22 protein-coding genes and 3 tRNA genes are annotated in these 17,457 nt (G+C 67.3%); 16 read left to right on the forward strand and 9 right to left on the reverse strand.

All coding sequences use genetic code 11. The features are described 5' to 3' along the window. Nucleotides 1–41 precede the first annotated feature (41 nt). Together QNN99_RS11670 and QNN99_RS11675 are read left to right on the forward strand one after the other, a co-directional pair. Complete coding sequence (locus QNN99_RS11670) at nucleotides 42–374, forward strand: thiamine-binding protein (protein ID WP_229966606.1); 333 nt, start codon at nucleotides 42–44, stop codon at nucleotides 372–374. A 70-nt stretch (nucleotides 375–444) separates the two neighbouring features. Continuing rightward, nucleotides 445–1,323, forward strand: a complete 879-nt coding sequence (locus QNN99_RS11675; protein ID WP_229966607.1) for a spermidine synthase — start codon at nucleotides 445–447, stop codon at nucleotides 1,321–1,323. Nucleotides 1,324–1,428: 105 nt separating this feature from the next. Here the strand turns inward: QNN99_RS11675 and QNN99_RS11680 are convergent, their stop codons facing one another. Together QNN99_RS11680 and QNN99_RS11685 are read right to left on the reverse strand one after the other, a co-directional pair. After that, nucleotides 1,429–2,859, reverse strand: a complete 1,431-nt coding sequence (locus QNN99_RS11680) for an NCS2 family permease (protein WP_229966608.1) — start codon at nucleotides 2,857–2,859, stop codon at nucleotides 1,429–1,431. Nucleotides 2,860–2,956: 97 nt separating this feature from the next. Continuing rightward, nucleotides 2,957–3,637 carry an NAD(P)/FAD-dependent oxidoreductase gene (locus QNN99_RS11685; protein WP_229966609.1) on the reverse strand — a complete coding sequence of 227 codons (681 nt, stop codon included), beginning with the start codon at nucleotides 3,635–3,637 and terminating at the stop codon, nucleotides 2,957–2,959. A gap of 283 nt (nucleotides 3,638–3,920) precedes the next feature. Between QNN99_RS11685 and QNN99_RS11690 the strand changes: the two genes are divergently transcribed. Further along, entirely contained in the window at nucleotides 3,921–4,913 is a 993-nt protein-coding gene (locus tag QNN99_RS11690; RefSeq protein ID WP_229966692.1) for a universal stress protein, read from the forward strand. 42 nt (nucleotides 4,914–4,955) lie between these two features. Here the strand turns inward: QNN99_RS11690 and QNN99_RS11695 are convergent, their stop codons facing one another. After that, nucleotides 4,956–5,885 carry a cation diffusion facilitator family transporter gene (locus QNN99_RS11695; RefSeq protein ID WP_229966610.1) on the reverse strand — a complete coding sequence of 310 codons (930 nt, stop codon included), beginning with the start codon at nucleotides 5,883–5,885 and terminating at the stop codon, nucleotides 4,956–4,958. A gap of 10 nt (nucleotides 5,886–5,895) precedes the next feature. Then, the gene (locus QNN99_RS11700; protein WP_229966693.1) at nucleotides 5,896–6,255 is read right to left on the reverse strand and encodes a metallopeptidase family protein; all 360 of its coding nucleotides are present in this window, start codon (nucleotides 6,253–6,255) and stop codon (nucleotides 5,896–5,898) included. Nucleotides 6,256–6,413: 158 nt separating this feature from the next. Between QNN99_RS11700 and QNN99_RS11705 the strand changes: the two genes are divergently transcribed. From QNN99_RS11705 to QNN99_RS11740, 8 genes are all read left to right on the forward strand, one after another. After that, a tRNA-Glu gene (locus QNN99_RS11705) sits at nucleotides 6,414–6,486 on the forward strand. Nucleotides 6,487–6,545: 59 nt separating this feature from the next. After that, nucleotides 6,546–6,619 (forward strand) — tRNA-Asp (locus tag QNN99_RS11710). Nucleotides 6,620–6,677: 58 nt separating this feature from the next. After that, nucleotides 6,678–6,753: transfer RNA gene (locus QNN99_RS11715), tRNA-Phe, on the forward strand. Nucleotides 6,754–7,075: 322 nt separating this feature from the next. After that, a complete protein-coding gene (locus tag QNN99_RS11720; protein ID WP_284024585.1) occupies nucleotides 7,076–7,465 on the forward strand; it encodes an Asp23/Gls24 family envelope stress response protein in 390 nt (129 codons plus the stop codon). Between the two features lie 88 nt (nucleotides 7,466–7,553). Further along, nucleotides 7,554–7,745, forward strand: a complete 192-nt coding sequence (locus QNN99_RS11725; protein ID WP_152220571.1) for a DUF2273 domain-containing protein — start codon at nucleotides 7,554–7,556, stop codon at nucleotides 7,743–7,745. Continuing rightward, entirely contained in the window at nucleotides 7,742–8,137 is a 396-nt protein-coding gene (locus QNN99_RS11730) for a hypothetical protein (protein WP_229966612.1), read from the forward strand. Before QNN99_RS11725 ends, QNN99_RS11730 begins: the two co-directional genes overlap by 4 nt. Continuing rightward, nucleotides 8,134–8,715, forward strand: a complete 582-nt coding sequence (locus tag QNN99_RS11735) for a DUF6286 domain-containing protein (RefSeq protein ID WP_229966613.1) — start codon at nucleotides 8,134–8,136, stop codon at nucleotides 8,713–8,715. Before QNN99_RS11730 ends, QNN99_RS11735 begins: the two co-directional genes overlap by 4 nt. Then, the gene (locus tag QNN99_RS11740) at nucleotides 8,712–9,323 is read left to right on the forward strand and encodes a hypothetical protein (protein WP_229966614.1); all 612 of its coding nucleotides are present in this window, start codon (nucleotides 8,712–8,714) and stop codon (nucleotides 9,321–9,323) included. The genes QNN99_RS11735 and QNN99_RS11740 overlap by 4 nt, the downstream gene beginning before the upstream one ends. Before the next feature lie 63 nt (nucleotides 9,324–9,386). Here the strand turns inward: QNN99_RS11740 and QNN99_RS11745 are convergent, their stop codons facing one another. The 3 genes from QNN99_RS11745 to nadE are packed head-to-tail and all read right to left on the reverse strand — an operon-like array spanning nucleotide 9,387 to nucleotide 11,913. Further along, on the reverse strand, nucleotides 9,387–10,241 hold the full coding sequence (locus tag QNN99_RS11745) for a DUF8083 family protein (RefSeq protein WP_229966615.1): 855 nt from the start codon (nucleotides 10,239–10,241) through the stop codon (nucleotides 9,387–9,389). 2 nt (nucleotides 10,242–10,243) lie between these two features. Next, the gene (locus QNN99_RS11750) at nucleotides 10,244–11,047 is read right to left on the reverse strand and encodes an exodeoxyribonuclease III (protein WP_229966616.1); all 804 of its coding nucleotides are present in this window, start codon (nucleotides 11,045–11,047) and stop codon (nucleotides 10,244–10,246) included. 41 nt (nucleotides 11,048–11,088) lie between these two features. Next, nucleotides 11,089–11,913, reverse strand: coding sequence for an NAD(+) synthase (nadE, locus tag QNN99_RS11755; protein ID WP_229966617.1), 825 nt, complete (start codon nucleotides 11,911–11,913; stop codon nucleotides 11,089–11,091). Between the two features lie 67 nt (nucleotides 11,914–11,980). On the opposite strand from nadE, the gene pyrE reads away from it, so the two are divergent. Further along, nucleotides 11,981–12,550: an orotate phosphoribosyltransferase gene (pyrE, locus tag QNN99_RS11760; RefSeq protein WP_229966618.1), complete on the forward strand. Its 570-nt coding sequence runs from the start codon at nucleotides 11,981–11,983 to the stop codon at nucleotides 12,548–12,550. Then, a complete protein-coding gene (locus tag QNN99_RS11765) occupies nucleotides 12,516–13,619 on the forward strand; it encodes an alpha/beta hydrolase (RefSeq protein ID WP_229966619.1) in 1,104 nt (367 codons plus the stop codon). The genes pyrE and QNN99_RS11765 overlap by 35 nt, the downstream gene beginning before the upstream one ends. 10 nt (nucleotides 13,620–13,629) lie before the next feature. On the opposite strand, the gene QNN99_RS11770 is transcribed toward QNN99_RS11765, so the two are convergent. Continuing rightward, a complete protein-coding gene (locus QNN99_RS11770; protein WP_229966694.1) occupies nucleotides 13,630–14,382 on the reverse strand; it encodes an HAD-IIA family hydrolase in 753 nt (250 codons plus the stop codon). A 153-nt stretch (nucleotides 14,383–14,535) separates the two neighbouring features. On the opposite strand from QNN99_RS11770, the gene QNN99_RS11775 reads away from it, so the two are divergent. The 3 genes from QNN99_RS11775 to QNN99_RS11785 all read left to right on the forward strand — a co-directional run bounded on the left by QNN99_RS11775 (nucleotide 14,536) and on the right by QNN99_RS11785 (nucleotide 16,824). Beyond that, nucleotides 14,536–15,213 carry a TrmH family RNA methyltransferase gene (locus QNN99_RS11775; RefSeq protein ID WP_442860524.1) on the forward strand — a complete coding sequence of 226 codons (678 nt, stop codon included), beginning with the start codon at nucleotides 14,536–14,538 and terminating at the stop codon, nucleotides 15,211–15,213. 163 nt (nucleotides 15,214–15,376) lie between these two features. Beyond that, entirely contained in the window at nucleotides 15,377–16,396 is a 1,020-nt protein-coding gene (gene fbaA / locus QNN99_RS11780) for a class II fructose-bisphosphate aldolase (RefSeq protein ID WP_229966620.1), read from the forward strand. Next, on the forward strand, nucleotides 16,396–16,824 hold the full coding sequence (locus QNN99_RS11785; protein ID WP_229966621.1) for a DUF3151 domain-containing protein: 429 nt from the start codon (nucleotides 16,396–16,398) through the stop codon (nucleotides 16,822–16,824). Before fbaA ends, QNN99_RS11785 begins: the two co-directional genes overlap by 1 nt. A gap of 64 nt (nucleotides 16,825–16,888) precedes the next feature. Here QNN99_RS11785 and QNN99_RS11790 read toward each other — a convergent pair whose 3' ends face one another. Further along, on the reverse strand, nucleotides 16,889–17,389 hold the full coding sequence (locus tag QNN99_RS11790; RefSeq protein WP_284155628.1) for a DUF427 domain-containing protein: 501 nt from the start codon (nucleotides 17,387–17,389) through the stop codon (nucleotides 16,889–16,891). Between the last annotated feature and the right edge of the window lie 68 nt (nucleotides 17,390–17,457).

Below are 17,457 nucleotides of genomic sequence, written 5' to 3' on the forward strand. Positions count from 1 at the left end.
GCTGCCTTGAGTTCTCGGGCAGCGGTGGCAGACTTGGCACTATGCTTGTTGCCTTCTCTGTAGCCCCGTCCGGCGTCGGTCCGGATACTCCCGCAGGCCCCGGCGCTGCTGATGCCTCGGTGCACGACGCCGTCGCCGCTGCCGTCCGGATTGTCCGCGAGTCCGGCCTGCCCAACCGCACCGATTCCATGTTCACCACCGTGGAGGGCGAGTGGGACGAAGTCATGGAAGTGGTTCGCCGCGCCACGGAGGCGGTGGGCCGCTACGGCAGCCGGGTGTCCCTGGTCCTCAAGGCGGACATCCGGCCCGGCCATGTCGGTGAACTCGAGGGCAAGGTGGAACGCCTGGAGGCAGCGCTTAAACTGAAAGCATGACCCCCACCATCAGCCGGACAGCGGACGCCTGCACGACCCGGATTTCCCGGCCCCTCCGGACGGTTGCCTGATGGGCCGGCAGCGGCCGGGCAAGGCCACCGCGGAGGCCGCGGAAACCGCCGGCTCACCCGAAGCCGGGCCGGTGGCCGGGACCTTCCCCATCGACACCGGAACCTGCGAACTCCTGCCCGACCAGTTCAATCCCAACGGGTGGATCCTGAAGGTCAACGGCGTGCACAGTTCGCACATCGACATCGCCGATCCCCGGCAGCTGGACTTCGAGTACATGCGCTGGATCGCCGCCCTGGTGGATACTCACTGGGACGCCGACGCAAAACTGCGCGCCCTGCATCTGGGCGGAGCGGCCTGTTCCATGGCCCGCTACTTTGCCGCCGGCTTCCCGAACGCGCGGCAGGTGGTCGTAGAACTGGACGGCCGCCTCGCTGAACTGGTGCGGGCCTGGTTCGACCTGCCCCGCGCGCCCCTCATGCGGCTGCGGGTGGGGGAGGCCCGCGAGGTTACCGAAACCCTCCACGACGACAGCCGCGACCTGGTGATCCGGGACGTGTTTGCCGGCGCCAAGACCCCGCCCGCCCTGACCACCGTTGAATTCACCGCCGAGGCGGCGCGCGTGCTCGCGCCCGGAGGGCTGTACATCATGAACTGCGGCGACACCCCGGATTTGCGGGGAGCGCGGCGGGAAGCTGCCGCGGTGTGCGCAGTTTTTGCCCACACCGCCATCGTCGCTGACCCGGCCATGCTCAAGGGCCGGCGCTACGGGAACATGATCATCGCCGGCAGCGACCAGCCCTTCGCCGGCCACCCCTCGCTGCCCCGGACGCTGCTGGGCGGCGGAGTTCCCGCCCACCTGTGGGACGACGCGCAGGTTAGGGCCTTCGCGGCCGGCACACGGCCCCTGACGGACGCCCGGTCGGCCGGCGTGAGCTGACGTCCCGGAAGCATCGCCGCCGGCGAATCACGGACCCCGTGCCACACCAAAAAGCCGCCCGAAGTGCATAGCGCACCTCGGACGGCCGTTTGCTGTCGGTTCCGGTTAGACTCCGAGAGCCGAGGAAATGGCTCCCACGGAGAAGAACACCACGAAGGCTGCGGCGACAACGTACATCAGCGGGTGGACTTCCTTGCCGCGGCCCTGGAAGAGGCGGATCAGGACGAAGGTAATGAAACCGGCACCGAGGCCGTTGGCGATGGAGTAGGTGAACGGCATCAGGACGATCGTCAGGAACGCCGGAACGGCCAGCCCAATGTCGCTCCAGTCGATCTTGCCGACCTGCGAGACCATGAGGTACCCGACAACCACCAGTGCCGGGGCGACGGCCTCAAACGGCACCAGGTAGATCAGCGGGGTCAGGAACATGGCCATGAGGAAGAGCAGGCCGGTGACCACGGAGGCCAGGCCGGTGCGGGCACCTTCAGCAATGCCGGAACCGGATTCCACGAAGATCTGGTTGGATGAAACACCGGCTGCGCCGCCGGCGATGGCGCCGGCAGCATCCACCAGGAGCACGCGGTCCACGTTCGGGATGTTGCCGTCCTTGTCGATGGAGCCGGCTTCGGTGGCCAGCCCCACCATGGTGCCCATGGCGTCAAAGAAGATGCTCAGCAGGATCACGAAGGCCAGCAGGGAGGCGGCGACGACACCGAGGGTTTCGAAGGAGCCGAAGACGCTGACCTGGCCCAGCAGGGAAAGGTCCGGTGCCGCCCATTCCGGCATGCTCGGGGTAACCAGCGACCAGCCGGTGGCCTCGCCGGCACCCTGGGACCCCGGAGAGGCCACCAGTTCCACGATCACTGCGAAGATCGTCGAGGCCACGATTCCGATCAGGATGGCGCCCTTGACGTTGCGGGCCATCAGGCCGATTGTCAGGATCAGGCCGAACACAAAGACCAGGCTGGGCCAGCCCAGCAGCTGGCCGCCGGTGCCCAGTTCCACCGGAACGGTGGTGCCGGCCGCGTCGGGAACCCGGCGCACGAAGCCCGCGTTCACAAATCCCAGGACGGCAATGAACATGCCGATGCCGACCACGATCGCGGTCTTGAGGCTTGCGGGAACGGCTTTGAAGACGGCCGTCCGGAAGCCGGTAAGCACCAGGATGAACATCGTCACACCGGACAGCAGGACCAATCCCATGACATCGGGCCAGGTGAGTCCTTCATTGGTAGCCACTGTCGCTGCGACGAAGGCATTTACGCCCAGGCCGGTGGCGAGGGCGAACGGGTGCTTGCCCCAGGCGCCCATGATGATGGTGAGCACACCGGCCACCAGCGCCGTGGCGGCTGCGACAGCCGGACCGGCCAGAGTATTGCCCGCCCCATCTTCACCGCCGAGGATCAGCGGATTCAGCACCACGATGTAGCTCATGGCGAAAAACGTGGCCAAACCACCCCGGACTTCGCGGGATACGGACGAACCCCTTTTGGAGATTTCAAAATACCGGTCCAGCTTTGAACCTTGTTTGAGCATGACGCGTCCTCTGAATGGGTGAGCTTGGTGGGGGAGTCTCGCAGGTCGATCTTATCGCGCGCTTTCTGCCGGGGGCGGCGGGCCCTGCAGCCGTCTTCTACGCGGTGCGGTAGCGAAGCACCGATGCGCCGGCGAGGGTTGCATTGCGGGCAGCAACTTCCTGCCCGGCCCGCTTGGCCTGCCGGACAAGTTCACGGGTGGGAACGGTCAGCGCCTCGCCGGCCCCGACAACGTAGAGCCCCACGCTGCGCAGGGCGTCCCCCAATTCCGCACCCGCAGCAAAGCCGAGGGTGCGGACCAGTTTCACCAGGGCCGGCTGCCCGCAGCCGGCGAGGACCACGGCATCGGCCAGCAGGACTCCGTCGCGGGTTCGGACCGTCCACTTCATGCCGTCCGCCTGTTGGGCGGGGGCTGCGGAACCGCGGAGCAGGCCCACTTCCTCGGCGGAGGTGCCGCGGCGAATGTCCAGGGAATGTCCCGCCGCGTAGCCGCGAAGGAGTCGCAGCAGGTCTGCCCGCTCCGGCAGGCTCCAGGCGTCCGGGACGGGGCAGTGCAGAGATTCGGTGTCCTGCCGGAGACCGTTCAGGACAATCGGATGGATGCCTTGCCGGCTCAGTTCGCTTGCAACCGCCAGTCCCGGCAGGCCGCACCCCACCACGACGGCGGCCGTCGCCTCGGGCCGGCGGCCAGCCGCCGGCGGTCCACCGTTTTTCGCGCTGCTCGGTTCCCTGCCGTCCGGTTTTCTGCCGTTGGCTCTGCTTCCCGTTGACTTACCCACCGAGGCAACCCCCTGACGTAGATTCAGGCTGCGGGAACGGCGCCTCTTCCGGTCCCGCAGATGCATGTCCCCCGGGGTGCCGGGGACGGTCTTTCGGTCGCAATGCCCCGAAGCTTATCTGCCTTTGCCGCCCGTGCGCAGTGCCGCAGCCGGTGTGTTTCGGCAGAAGGCGCGGCCCGGCGGCGGGCACTGTAGGCTACCGAAACAAGCACTTATCCGGGCGTTCCGAAGGAGCGCAGCAGCCGGGATAAACCGAGAGGGGTGCGGCACTGTGAGCGGTTCAATGTGGAGCGAAGACAGCGGGCTGGAGGGATCGCCCGGCATCGTCGTCGGCGTGGACGGATCCGACCAGAGCATCTGTGCCCTGGTCTGGGCCGCCAAGGAAGCGGAGCGCCGGCGGAGCCCGCTGCACGTGGTCACGGCCTACACCGTCCCCATTTTCGCGGCCTCCTCCATGGACGCCGGGTACACCACCATGGACGACGCGATCATCCGCGACGGCGCCCAATCGGTGTTGAACAAGGCCCTGGAACGCATCAGCCGGTACGACATTGAAGTATTTCCGCGGGTTGAGACCGGCGACGCTGCCGCCGTCCTCCTTGAACTCTCCGAGGAAGCGGACCTCATGGTCGTCGGCTCGCGTGGCCGCGGCGGCTTCGTCGGACGCCTGCTGGGATCGGTCTCGAGCGCCCTGCCCGCGCATGCCAAATGCCCCACCGTCGTGGTGCCGCTGCGCACTGCCGGCAGGCTGCCGGAAGCCGGTGTCCGGCCTCCGGCCGGGGCGCCGACGGAACAGACCGTCGAGGATGTGGTGGTGGTGGGCGTCGACGGGTCGGAACAGGGACGTGCCGCGTCCCTCGTCGCCGCGGAGCAGGCGGTGAACCGGGGCCTGCCCCTGCAGATCCTGTGCGCCTTGCCGCCGTTCAGCGGCTCCCTGGCATGGGTTCCGGCTCCGCTGGACCTGGAGGCGCTGCACGAAGAAGTCTCCGAGCAGCTGCAGGCCGGCCGGGCCTGGCTGCAAAGCCACTTCCCGGGCCTGCCCATGTCGGTGCAGCTGATCGATGGTCCGCCGGCTGAAATCCTGATGGACCGCACCGCGTCGGTGGAGCTCCTTGTCTTGGGCACGCGCGGCCGCGGAGGTTTTGCGGGAATGCTCATGGGGTCCACCAGCCAAAGCGTGCTGCACCATGCCAAGGGGCCGGTCATGGTGGTTCCGGACCACGAGGACCCGCGGCTGGCGGATCGCCCGGCCTTCGGGTCCCTGCCCGAGGAGTAGCCTCCGGTCGGCAGCGCCGCCCGCCCGGGGCGTGCCCGGGGATCAGGCGTGCTGGTGTCCCTCATGCACGGCGTGGCTGGCCGGTTCGAGCTGGAACGTGCAGTGCTCGGTGTCAAAGTGCCGGCTCAGGCAACCGGTCAGCCGGTCCAGGAGCTGATCCATCCGCTCCGAGGTGAGATGGTCGTCGTCGACCACCACATGCGCCGAAAACACGGGGACGCCGGAGGTGATGGTCCAAATGTGGATGTCATGGGCGTCCGAAATGCCCTCGACCCGCACAATGTGCTCACGGATCATCTCGGTGTCCACACCCTGCGGCGTCGCCTCCAGCAGGACGTCGATGACCTCCTTCAGCAGCGCCCAGGCGCGCGGCAGGATCATGAAGGCAATCAGGATCGAGGCCCAGGTGTCGGCCTGCTGATAGCCGGTGAGCATGATGACGACCGCCGAGACTACGACGGCGGCCGAGCCCAGCAGGTCGCCAAGGACCTCCAGATAGGCTCCGCGCACATTCAGGCTCTCCCGCCGGCCGCTGTGCAGCACCAGCAGGGACGCCAGGTTCGCCAGCCCGCCGACCACCGCCGCGCCGAGCATGAGGCCGGTGTGCACCTCCGGTTCTGACCCGAAGCGGCGGACGGCTTCGACAAAGATCACCGTGGCAATGACGATCAGCAGCACGGCGTTGGCCAGAGCCGCGAGGACCTCGGCGCGCTGGTAGCCGTAGGTGCGGCGCTTGGTTGCCGGGCGGGTGGCGATCCAGGCGGCCAGCAGGGCGATGGAAACTCCGGCGGCGTCGGAGAGCATGTGGCCGGCATCGGCCAGCAGCGCCAGCGACCCGGAGAGCAGGGCGCCGGCGACCTGAATGAGAACCACGCTGATGGTGATCAGGAAAACGATCAGCAGTTTGCGCCGGTGCCGTCCCGTTGCGGTGCCTGCCTGCAGTCCGTGACTGTGGCCGTGATGATCTCCCATGCCCTTAAGGCTAACCCCAGCCGAGTTCGTGCAGCCGGGCGTCGTCGATCCCGAAATGATGCGCCACTTCGTGAATGACGGTGATGCGGATTTCGTCGACCAGCTCGTCGCGGGAGGAGCACATCCGCATCAGCGGCCCGCGGAAGATCACAATCCGGTCCGGCAGCGACCCTGCGTCCCACCAGGAGTCACGTTCCGTCAGCGGCGTCCCGTCGTAGAGGCCGAGCAGTTCGGTTCCCGGATCCTCGCCGGGGCCCGGCACATACTCATCCTCGATGAAGATGGCGACATTGTTCATGGCTGCCGCCAGGTCTGCGGGGATGGAGTCGATGGCATCATCAACTGCGGTCTCGAAGTCTTCCGGAAGCATCTCTATGGGCACCTAAGCCACTCTAGTGGCGGGTCCGCCGCCGGGGGCCACCGCGCCCGTTTTGCTGTTTTCCCCAACAGGCCCTATAGTTTTATGAGTCCACCGGGGCGCAAACGAACGGAAACTTCCGCTCAAAGGCGTTCCTGTGTGTTCTGAAGGCCCCCATCGTCTAGCGGCCTAGGACACCGCCCTTTCACGGCGGCGGCACGGGTTCGAATCCCGTTGGGGGTACTCATGAGTGGTAATCGGGCCGGTGAAATGCTGGTAGAGTTTACACTCGTGAAAAGTAAGGCCCTGTAGCGCAGTTGGTTAGCGCGCCGCCCTGTCACGGCGGAGGTCGCGGGTTCGAGTCCCGTCAGGGTCGCTCAGATTTTCTGAAGCGATTTGGAAGATCTCGGTGATCATCGGTTGCGATGATGCCCGGCTCTGTAGCTCAGTTGGTAGAGCGTTCGACTGAAAATCGAAAGGTCACCGGATCGACGCCGGTCGGAGCCACCAGCTAAAACCCCGGACTTACGAGTCCGGGGTTTTTCTTTGTCCGGGCACGGTCCGGGGCTGGAGCACCGGAGCGCTTGCACGGCTGGGCGGGAAGCGCGCCTGCCCAAGAAGTGGGACGCAGGATACGCTGGGCTGCATGGATGACGCCCCGAACCAGACCTTTTCTTCAGCCCAGGAACCCCCTGCCGCCAGCGGTTCCTCCGACGCGGCGGCCGCCCCCAGGACGCCGGCGCATGCGCCCGCTCCGGCGCCCGCACCCGCATCGGCGGGGGTAGCCGCCGCGGCGCCCGCGGCGCCCGCGGCGCCCGTCCGCCCGGAGGATATCGGCGGCAAGACCGCCATTGGCGAGCAGGCCGTGGCGAAGGTTGCCGCCATTGCCGCACGCACGGTTGAGGGCGTGTACTCGCTGGGCACCGGCTCCGGCCGGGCGCTCGGGGCGGTCCGCGATGCAGTCGGGGCCTCCAACGCCACGCAGGGCGTGCACGTGGAAGTGGGGGAGACCGAAGTTGCCGTCGACATCACGCTGGTGGCCGTGTACGGCATGCCGCTCACCCGGATCGCAAACAACGTGCGGGCGGCGGTGTATTCGGCGGTGGAATCCCTGGTCGGCCTGCGCGTGGTCGAAGTGAACGTCGACGTGAACGACGTGCAGATCCCCGGCGCCCCGGAAGGCCGCCCTGACAAAGCCCGGCCCGGGACTGCTCCCGCCTAGCCGGAGCGGGCCAGGCGGGAGCAAGCGGTATAGGGTCGAGGGAGCCAGTGAACATGTCACCAGGGAACACCGTCATGAGGCAGGGACAATGAAACCAACCGTTACGGGCATGGCGATCGGAGCCGTTTTGGCCTTCACCGCCCTGATTTTTGATTTTTGGGGCTTCCTGCTGATGGCGCTGTTCATCGCCGTGGGTGCCCTGTGCGGGCGCGCCGCGGAAGGCAAAGTCGATTTCCGCACCGTCCGCGATGCGCTGACCGGACGCCGTTCATCCTCGTGAGCTCCGCAGTTTTGGCCGCTGCCCCCGCCGCTGACCGGAACTCCGGCCTCGCCGGCCACAACCGCATCAGCACCCAGGCGCTGACCTCCACAGCCAAGGCGGCGGCAGCCGAGTTCTTCGGCGTCCCTCCGGCCGCCATCCGTGTCACCTGGTCGGATGACCAGGGAATGCTGGCTCTGTCCCTGTCCCTGCCGGTTTCGCTCCCCGCGTTGAACCGGATTGCCGCGGACCCCGGCCTTGTCGACCGCGCCGGCGGTTCCGTCTGGGACCGCGCGCACGCCGCGAAGCCGCTCTTGAAGGACAAGGTCACCGCACTGACCGGATCGCTGGTGTCCCGGGTGGACATCCGCGTGACCGGCGTTCAGCTTCACGAAGGAAGCAGGGTCCGTTGAACAACGACTCCCTCACCCGGCGGATCGTGCGCCGCGAAACCCACGCCAGCCGGACCTCCGCTTCCATGATTGCCGCGTTTCTGGGTCTCCTCTTCTGCCTCTACGTCCTGCTTGAAGCAACGCTGCAGGCCCTGGGCCAGGACGCCTGGCTGACCGACCCGGCAGCGCTCGGCACCTGGCTGTCCGGCCTGCCCGCGGAAACGGACACCACTGTCCTGGGGCTCAGCGGCCTGCTGATCCTGCTGGTCGGACTGGGTTTCTTCCTGCAGGCAGTCCTGCCGGGCCGCCGCCCCCGCTATGCCCTTCCCAACCCGCGGGCCGCCGTCGTCGTGGACGCCGAGGTGCTGGCCTCCTCGCTCGCCCGCCGCGCCCGCCTGACCGCCGGCATCAGTGCCGAGCAGGTGCTGGTCACCGTCGGCCGCACCCGGGTGGACGTGCGGATCCGCCCGACGTCGGGCATTCCCGTGAACGCGGAGGAGGTTCGCAGCGCCGTGCAGGAGGAACTGCAGCTGACCGGACTCGACCCGCAGCCCGACGTCCGTGTGCAGGTTTCCACGCTCGGGGTGATCGGACAGTGAACCGGACTCCGCGGGCGCTGAACCGCATCCTGCTGGGGCTGCTGGGGCTGATCGGCATCGGCGTCGGCGGCGGACTGCTCTGGATCAGCCTCGACGGCGGGGCGGCCCGCCGCTGGCAGTCCTTTGCCCCCGACGCGATGGACCGGCTGCAGGAATTCGGGGCTGAAACAGCCCTTCCCGGCCAATCGCAGAGTTGGATCTGGGTGCTGCTGGCCCTGGTCATGGTGCTTTTGATCGTGCTGCTGATCCTCTGGGCGGCGGCGCAGGGCCGCGGGCGGACCGGCACCCTGGTGTCGGAATACAACGACGACGGCGCGCCGGGCCGGGTCGCGATCAGCGGCGGCGTGGCGGAGCAGGCGCTCCGGTCGGCGCTGCAGGAAGACCCCGACGTGGCCGCCGCCGCGGTCAGCACCTACGACGTGCGGGGCAGGTCGGCGCTGCGGATCCGCATCACGCCCCGGCAGGGGGCGGCACCGCACCTGGTTGCCGCAGATGCCACCCGCCTGGTGGAGGCCCTCGACGTCGCACTGGGGCGCGAAGCGCCGGTGCTGATCAGCATCGAGGGTGGCCGCAAGCTGCGCTTCAACCGCGAAGACCGGGTCCGCTGACCCTTCCCTCCCCCCGCCCCACCGCGGCGGTGTGGCAGGGGAGTGCGCGGGAGGGGGCGGGCGTCAGCTGGCGCGGGCCAGCTGGCGGATCGGAATCCAGCGGTTGGCCAGCCGCCGGTAGGAGGCGGCGGCTCCCGTCATGTCGCCCTCGGCCAGGGACTCGATGCCCAGCCGGACATCCGAGGGCGAGTCATCGGGAAAGACCAGGTCCGCCACCGGGCCGTAATCCAGTTCCAGGACCGCGTCCTCGGAGAAGATCTCCAGCCAGTTGATGAGTTCATCCAGCTCATCCAGCAGGTCCAGCTCGGGGGCGGCCAGGGCCAGCGCCGCCATGGCCCGCCGGGCGCGGTCCAGGCACTGGTCGACGGGCGCGGTCAGGCGCACGGTCTGCACCTTCCCGTCGTCCTCCACGACTTCGGCGTGGTCGTCTTCGTGGAGCAGCACGAACCAGCCGAACGGCACGCCCCAGGTGGCGCTGCGGGTGTGGAGGTGGGCCAGGGAATCCGCGAAGGAGTCGGGATCGATCCGTGCCGCGTGCGCCTCGCGGGCCACCTCGGGGACCAGCACGTCCACCAGCGGCCCGCGGATGCTCTCGCCGAGCGATTCCGCTGCCAGGGAGGTCCGGACGGCCAGCTGGTTGGGACAGTACAGCCGGCGGGTGCTTCCTTCATGGCCCGGGTAGTGCAGCACCCGCACCAGGTCCGTGGAGCCGTGCGGAAACGGATCCGAGACGGCGCGGACCAGCCGGCGCATGGCGTCGCTGCGGTCCAGGACCTCGGTTTCATGCCGGCCGCGCGTCCGCTGCTCCAGGATGGCCAGCTGCTGGTTGTCGTCGAACACGTCCAGCGGCTCGTAGACGCGCAGATGCGAGACATAGGGGAACGTGCGGTAAAGGGAGCGCTGGGGCCGCGCGCTCATGGTCAGTCCAGCTCCACCATCACGGGCGCATGGTCGGAGGCACCCTTGCCCTTGCGTTCCTCCCGGTCGATGGAAGCGCCGGTGACGCGGGCGGCAAGAGCCGGGGAGCCGAGGACGAAGTCGATGCGCATGCCTTCCTTCTTCGGGAAACGCAGCTGGGTGTAATCCCAGTAGGTGTACACGCCGGGTCCCGGAGTGTAGGGGCGGGCGACGTCGGTAAAGCCGGCGTCGAGGAACGCCCGGAAGGCCTGGCGTTCAGGCTCGCTGACGTGCGTGTGGTTCTCGCGGCGGAACAGCTCGATGTCCCAGACATCATCATCCTCCGGCGCGATGTTCCAGTCACCCATCAGGGCCAGCGGCAGGTCCGGGTTTTCCTTGATCCAGCCGGCGGCTTGGTCCTTCAGGACATTCAGCCACTCCAGCTTGTAGGGCATGTGCGGATCGTCCAGGGACCGGCCGTTGGGCACGTACAGGCTCCACACCCGCACGCCGTTGCAGGTCGCGCCGATCGCGCGGGCCTCCGAAGCGGTGGTTTCCGCGGTCTTGCCGAACTTCGGCTGGCCCGGGAAGGTGCGCTCGACGTCGTCAAGCCCCACCCGGGAGGCAATCGCCACGCCGTTCCACTGGTTCACGCCGAAGTGCGCCACCTCGTAGCCGTTGTTCTCAAAGACTTCCCACGGGAAATTCTCGTCCTTGGCCTTGGTTTCCTGAATGGCCAGGACATCGACGTCGGAGCGCCGCAGCCACGCTTCAACGCGGTCGGCACGGGCACGGATGGAGTTCACGTTCCAGGTAGCAATCTTCACCCTTGCTACGTTACCGAATCTGCCGCCGGATCAGGGCATGCTCAGGGCTTCCACCACGTGTCCAGGATGCTGACGGGCACGGTCCGCTTGTGCCGGGTGGCCAGGAACCGGCGCTCGATCTTCTCGGCCGCGTCCTCGGAAACGGTCCGGCCTTCGAGATAGTCGTCGATGGTGTCGTAACTGATGCCCAGTTCCGTCTCATCGGTCTGGCCGGGCACGTCATCGAGCAGATCGGCCGTGGGAGCCTTGCCGATCAGGCCCGCCGGCGCGCCCAGCTCCGCCAGCAGCTTCCGGTTCTGGCGCTTGTTCAGCCCGAAAAGGGGCAGCACGTCGGCGCCGCCGTCGCCGTACTTCGTGAAGAACCCGGTCACCGACTCCGCACCGTGGTCAGTGCCGATGACCAGCAGGTTGTGCTGTCCGGCCACCGCGTACTGGGCGGTCATCCGTGCCCGTGCCTTGATGTTGCCCTTGTTGAAATCGCTGATTTCTTCCCCGCTCATCTTCACGTATTCCTCCATATAGCCGTCCACCGCCGGAGCGACGTTGTAGACCCAGGAGAGGGCGGGGCGGATGAATTCCAGGGCGGCCTGCGCATCGGCCTCATCGTGCTGGACCTGGTAGGGCAGGCGCAGGGCGATGAACTGCGCGGTGGTGCCCTCGGCCGCGAGCTCGTCCACTGCCAGCTGGGCGAGCCGCCCCGCCAGCGTGGAGTCCACGCCGCCGCTGATGCCCAGCACGAACCCGTTGGTGTGCGACGCGGCGGCGTAGGCCTTCAGGAAGTCCACCCGCCGGCGGATTTCGGCGGCGGCATCGATGTCGGGCTGCACGCCCATTTCCGCAATGATTTCAGCTTGTAGTTGGCGCATGAGCTCCACCCTATATCTCCCGTTCCTTCAGCGCTGGGCATTGGGCTGCTCGGCTAGGATTGAGGCCATGACTGCGCCTGTCCTCCCCGCTGCCCGTGCCCGCCTCCTGGATTTGATCAGCGAACTGGCCGTGGTCCGCGGCAAAGTGACGCTCTCCTCCGGCGCCGAGGCCGACTACTACATTGACCTGCGCCGGGTCACCCTGCATCACGAGGCGTCCCAGCTGGTGGGCGACGTGATGCTGGATTTGATCGACAGCGCAGGTATTTCCTTCCAGAGCGCCGGCGGGCTGACGATGGGCGCAGACCCGGTGGCAACCGCAGTGATGCATGCCGGTGCCCGTGCCGGCCGGCCCATCGACGCGTTCGTGGTGCGCAAGGCGCAGAAGTCCTACGGCATGGGCCGGCAGGTCGAGGGGCCCGAGGTGGCGGGCCGCAACGTTGTGGTCCTGGAAGACACCTCCACAACCGGCGGGTCGGCGCTGACCGCTGTGGAAGGGGTGCGGCGGGCCGGCGGCAACGTGGTTGCCGTCGCGGTGATCGTGGACCGGGACACGGGATCGAAGGAGCGCATTGAGGCCGAGGCGGGCGTGCCGTATCTGTATGCCTATGGCAAGGACGAGCTGGGCCTGGATTAGGGCCGCGCAGGCGGCGGAGCCCGGAGCCCCGGACCCCGAAGCGCCGGGTTCGGCGAACCGGGCAGGCAGGAGCGCGGACCCGGCAGAGTTCCTGCGGTCCGCGGAGAGCCTCAAACGCTTCTCCCGCCGCCGCTTTCTCGCCGGCAGCGCCCTGGGCCTGACGCTGGCCGCGGATCTCTTCGTCACCCGCCGGATCCAGCGGCACCGGGAAGACCTGGAAATTCTGCGCGTGCGCGACGAGGCCGTGGAACGCCGCTTTCCGACTGCCTCCTGGTTCCTGTTTCCCGGCTATAAAACCAGCTGGGAGGAGACGGTCTGGATCCTCAATTCGCTGCGCCCGGCGCTGTCCTCGCGCGGCCAGCTGGCCGGCGTCGGCTACTCCAACCGGGGACTGGACGTCGATGATATCGTCGCCGCGGTGTACCGCCACATCCGTACCCACCAGCTGCGGCGCATCTATTTTTACGGCCACAGCTTCGGCGGCATGCTTGCCGTGCAGGTGGCTGCCCGGCTGCTCGAGCGCGGCATCGCCGTCGAACTCATCATTCTGGACTCCAGCCCGGCCGGCGCGCAGGACGTGCTGGACCGCGCCATGTTCGAGGGCGTGGCGGCGCTGTACGACGCCGGCTACCGGATTCCCAGCGTGCTGCGCGGCGGCTACGAGCTGGGGGAGCGGGTGCTGCACAAGGACGAGCGGACCTGGAACACAGTGGTGGACCAGACGCTGGAGCAGCTGTCGCCGCTGGCGCCGTCGAGCACCCTGATCCAGTCCGAGGCGTCCTACATCTTCCATTTCGATGCCTGGCGGTTTGCCTCGGCGCTGGGCAGCACGTCACTGGCCTTCATCGGCAACCCGGAGGACCGAACGGTCAACTATTTCGGCGCGAAGGACACCTGGGCCGCGGTGTTTCCGCGCAACCTCGTCTCCGCTTCCCTGGTGACCGAGGGTGCCGGACCGGCCCACGCCAGCCCGCAGTGGAACCCCGGCATCTACCAGAAGGTGGTGCGCGAGGTGCTGCGGCTGCACTCCCCGCCGGAACAGGGCGGCGGGCTGAAGTCCCTGTTCTAGGCCGCTGGCCCTAGACGGTGGCGATCAGATCGGCGACCGAATTGACGACCTGGGTGGGGCGGAACGGATAGAGATTGATGTCCTCGCGCTGCGTTATCCCGCTGAGCACCAGGACCGTATGCAGGCCGGCCTCAATGCCCGCGATGATGTCGGTGTCCATCCGGTCGCCGATCATGGCTGTCGTTTCGGAGTGCGCATCGATCTTGCGCATCGCCGAACGGAACATCATGGGGTTGGGCTTGCCGATGATGTACGGCTTCATGTTCGTGGCCGCGGTGATCAGGGCGGCAATGGCTCCGGTGGCCGGCAGTGGCCCCTCCTGGGACGGGCCCGTGACGTCGGGGTTGGTGGCGATGAAGCGGGCGCCGTCCAGGATCAGGCGGATCGCCTTGGTGATGGTGCCGAAGGAGTAGGTGCGGGTCTCGCCGAGGACCACGTAGTCCGGCGCCGTGTCGGTGAGGATCATGCCGGCCTCGTGCAGCGCCGTCGTCAGTCCCGCTTCGCCGACCACGAAGCAGCGTCCGGGTGCGCCGGTGTTCTTGACCTGTTCCTTGAGGAATTCCGCCGTGGCCAGCGCGGAGGTCCACAGGTTTTCCTCCGGCACTTCGAGCCCGGAGGCGCGCAGCCGGGCGGCGAGGTCCCGCGGGGTGTAAATCGAGTTGTTGGTCAGGACCAGGAACCGCTTGGACGTGGCTACCCAGCGTTCAATGAGCTCGGCGGCTCCCGGAATGGGGTGGTTTTCATGGACCAGAACGCCGTCCATGTCCGTCAGCCAGCATTCAATGTTCTCGTTTTCGCCCACGCTGTTCCGTTCCCTCACACTCAGCCCGGGTTTCCCCGGGGCCGCTGATGCCCCGCGATCCTGCGGCCCAGTCTTTCACCTTACGCTTGAAGGGTGATAGAGAGCGTTGAACAATTGCCGGACCACCCCGAGAAAACAGCCGCACCCGAGACCGGGACCGCGCCGGAAACCGCACCCACGCACCTGGTGGGAGTGGGCCCGTGGGAGGGCCCGTTGCCTGAAGGCGACCATTGGGATCCCGAACTTCTGGCCAACGGGGACACCCGCAATGTCGTCGATGAATACCGGTACTGGAACCACGACGCGATCGTCGCGGACCTGGACACGAAGCGCCATCCGTTCCATGTCGCCATCGAGAACTGGCAGCACGATTTCAACATCGGCACCGTGGTGCGCACCGCCAACGCCTTCATGGCGAAGGAAGTGCACATCATCGGACGACGCCGGTGGAACCGCCGCGGCGCCATGGTCACCGACCGCTACCAGCACGTGCGCCACCACCCCACGGTGGAGGACTTCGTGGAGTGGGCGCGCAGCGAGGGGCTGCACATCATCGGAATCGACAACTTCCCCGACTCGGTGCCGCTGGAAACCTACGAGTTGCCGGAAAACTGCGTGCTGGTCTTCGGGCAGGAGGGCCCCGGCCTGAGCCCGGAGGTCCACGCCGCCGCGGACGCCACCCTGTCCATTGCCCAGTTCGGTTCCACCCGGTCCATCAACGCCGGTTCCGCCGCGGCCATCGCCATGCACGGATGGGTGCGCCGCCACGTCTTTGGCCAGCGGGTGAACTGAGCCGCGGAACCGCGCGGCGGGACGGGTCCGGACACGGACGCAGTTATCCAAGGACATGACCTGATGCCCGATGGCTTCTTGTGGCTAGGATGTAAGGAGCCAATGAGGGCCTGGTGTGACGCGACTGGCCCTGCCGTAGATCGAACTTCCACGAGGAGTCAGCATGCCTATTGCAACCCCTGAGATTTATGCCGAGATGATCGACCGAGCCAAAGCGGGGGGCTTCGCATATCCGGCAGTGAACGTCACGTCGTCCCAGACGCTGAACGCCGCGCTGGCAGGGTTCGCCGAGGCCGGCTCCGACGGCATCGTCCAGGTGTCCACCGGAGGTGCCGCCTACTGGTCCGGCGCCAAGGTCAAGAACATGGTCACCGGGTCCCTCGCCTTTGCCGCGTATGCCCGCGAGGTGGCCAAGAGCTACAACGTGAACATCGCCCTGCACACTGACCACTGCCCCAAGGACAAGCTGGACGACTTCGTGCTGCCCCTGCTGGCCGCCTCCGAAGCAGCGGTCAAGCGCGGCGAGGATCCCATCTTCAACTCCCATATGTGGGACGGTTCGGCGGAAACCCTCGAGGACAACCTGCGCATCGCGCAGGAGCTGCTCGCCCGCACCCACGCCGCCAAGATGATCCTCGAAGTGGAAATCGGCACCGTCGGCGGCGAGGAAGACGGCGTGGAGAACGCCATCAACGACAAGCTGTACACCACGGTGGCCGACGGCACGAAGACCATTGAGGCGCTGGGCGCCGGCGACAAGGGCCGCTACATTACCGCCCTCACCTTCGGCAACGTGCACGGCGTGTACAAGCCCGGCGGCGTGAAGCTGCGCCCGGAAATCCTCAAGGACATCCAGGACGCGGTTGGCGAGTCCATCGGCCGGGAACGCCCGTTTGATCTCGTCTTCCACGGCGGTTCGGGCTCCTCCGCCCAGGAAATCGCCGACGCGGTCTCCTACGGCGTCGTGAAGATGAACATCGACACCGACACGCAGTACGCCTACACCCGCCCGGTTGCGGACCACATGTTCCGCAACTACGACGGCGTCCTGAAGGTCGACGGCGAGGTCGGCAACAAGAAGCAGTACGACCCCCGCGTGTGGGGCGCGTCGGCCGAGGCCGGCATGTCCGCGCGCGTGTTCGAAGCAGCACAAACCCTAGGATCGGCAGGCAAGTCCCTCTAATGTCAGATGAATTCCGCAAGAACCTGCTCGGCCCCGAGCCCACCTACCTGCCGGAGGAGTCCGACGTCGTCGCGCGCCTCGAGGCCGGAGATGAAGCCGTTGACCTGGCAGCAAAACACCCCACCTCCTCGCAGGTGTGGGCCATCCTCGCCGATGAGGCCTTCGAAGAAGGCCGCACCATCGAGTCCTACGCCTACGCGCGGGTTGGTTATCACCGCGGCCTGGATTCCCTGCGCCGCTCCGGCTGGCGCGGCACCGGTCCCATCCCGTGGGAGCACGTGCCGAACCAGGGCTTCCTGCGTGCCCTGTATGCGCTGGGCCGCGCGGCTGCAGCCATCGGCGAGAGCGAGGAAGTGGAGCGCATTACCAAGTTCCTGAACGAGTCGGATCCGCAGGCGAAGGTGGCCATCGAGGGTCGCGAGTCCTAGTTTCTTTTGTTCCGTGAACCGGCAGTCCCCAGCTTTGGGGGCTGCCGGTTTTCGTTGCCTGCTTTTACCAGCCGCCGGTGCCCGGGGCTCCCTTGAACGGTCCGGTGATGCGTCCCGTGATCCACCCGCCGTAAAAGTCCCCCTCCTGCGGCTGGACGTCCTCGCCGTCCACGGTGCAGCGCTCCATTTTTCTGGAATACACCGCCGCGCGGCTGGCGAGCGGTCCGTAGCCCGGCGACGGGTCCGGATAGGTCCAGGCGGCCCGCCGGGCACGAGTGGATCCCGCCGCGACGTCGAAATAGGCGGCCTTCCCCTTGTATTCGCAGAACGTGGCGCCTTCGACCGGAACGAGGGAATCCGGGGCAAAATCCTCCAGCGGAATGTAGTACACCGGCGGATGGCTGGTTTCCAGCACCCGCACGGCGGAGGTGGTGTCGGCGATCAGCCGTCCGCCAAGGAAAACCTGGACGTGTTCAGCGGTGGGTTCCAGCCGCGGCGGGCGCGGATAGTCCCAGACGGACTCCTGCGGGCTCTCCTGAGCGTGGCTCAACGGTTGATGTTCCATGGCCAGCCTTTCGAATGCCGGCCGAAGCCGGACGCCGGGCCCGGATTTTCCGGGTCAAGGGATGCTTC

The organism is Arthrobacter sp. zg.Y820, from assembly GCF_030125555.1.
GTDB lineage: Bacteria > Actinomycetota > Actinomycetes > Actinomycetales > Micrococcaceae > Arthrobacter_B.

Coding starts and splice junctions, on each gene's coding strand:
- QNN99_RS11670 (WP_229966606.1), top strand. CDS start 42: ATGCTTGTTGCCTTCTCTGTAGCCCCGTCCGGCGTCGGTCCGGATACT.
- QNN99_RS11675 (WP_229966607.1), top strand. CDS start 445: ATGGGCCGGCAGCGGCCGGGCAAGGCCACCGCGGAGGCCGCGGAAACC.
- QNN99_RS11680 (WP_229966608.1), bottom strand. CDS start 2,859: ATGCTCAAACAAGGTTCAAAGCTGGACCGGTATTTTGAAATCTCCAAA.
- QNN99_RS11690 (WP_229966692.1), top strand. CDS start 3,921: ATGTGGAGCGAAGACAGCGGGCTGGAGGGATCGCCCGGCATCGTCGTC.
- QNN99_RS11695 (WP_229966610.1), bottom strand. CDS start 5,885: ATGGGAGATCATCACGGCCACAGTCACGGACTGCAGGCAGGCACCGCA.
- QNN99_RS11700 (WP_229966693.1), bottom strand. CDS start 6,255: ATGCTTCCGGAAGACTTCGAGACCGCAGTTGATGATGCCATCGACTCC.
- QNN99_RS11725 (WP_152220571.1), top strand. CDS start 7,554: ATGAAACCAACCGTTACGGGCATGGCGATCGGAGCCGTTTTGGCCTTC.
- QNN99_RS11745 (WP_229966615.1), bottom strand. CDS start 10,241: ATGAGCGCGCGGCCCCAGCGCTCCCTTTACCGCACGTTCCCCTATGTC.
- nadE (WP_229966617.1), bottom strand. CDS start 11,913: ATGCGCCAACTACAAGCTGAAATCATTGCGGAAATGGGCGTGCAGCCC.
- pyrE (WP_229966618.1), top strand. CDS start 11,981: ATGACTGCGCCTGTCCTCCCCGCTGCCCGTGCCCGCCTCCTGGATTTG.
- QNN99_RS11765 (WP_229966619.1), top strand. CDS start 12,516: ATGCCTATGGCAAGGACGAGCTGGGCCTGGATTAGGGCCGCGCAGGCG.
- QNN99_RS11770 (WP_229966694.1), bottom strand. CDS start 14,382: ATGGACGGCGTTCTGGTCCATGAAAACCACCCCATTCCGGGAGCCGCC.
- fbaA (WP_229966620.1), top strand. CDS start 15,377: ATGCCTATTGCAACCCCTGAGATTTATGCCGAGATGATCGACCGAGCC.
- QNN99_RS11785 (WP_229966621.1), top strand. CDS start 16,396: ATGTCAGATGAATTCCGCAAGAACCTGCTCGGCCCCGAGCCCACCTAC.
- QNN99_RS11790 (WP_284155628.1), bottom strand. CDS start 17,389: ATGGAACATCAACCGTTGAGCCACGCTCAGGAGAGCCCGCAGGAGTCC.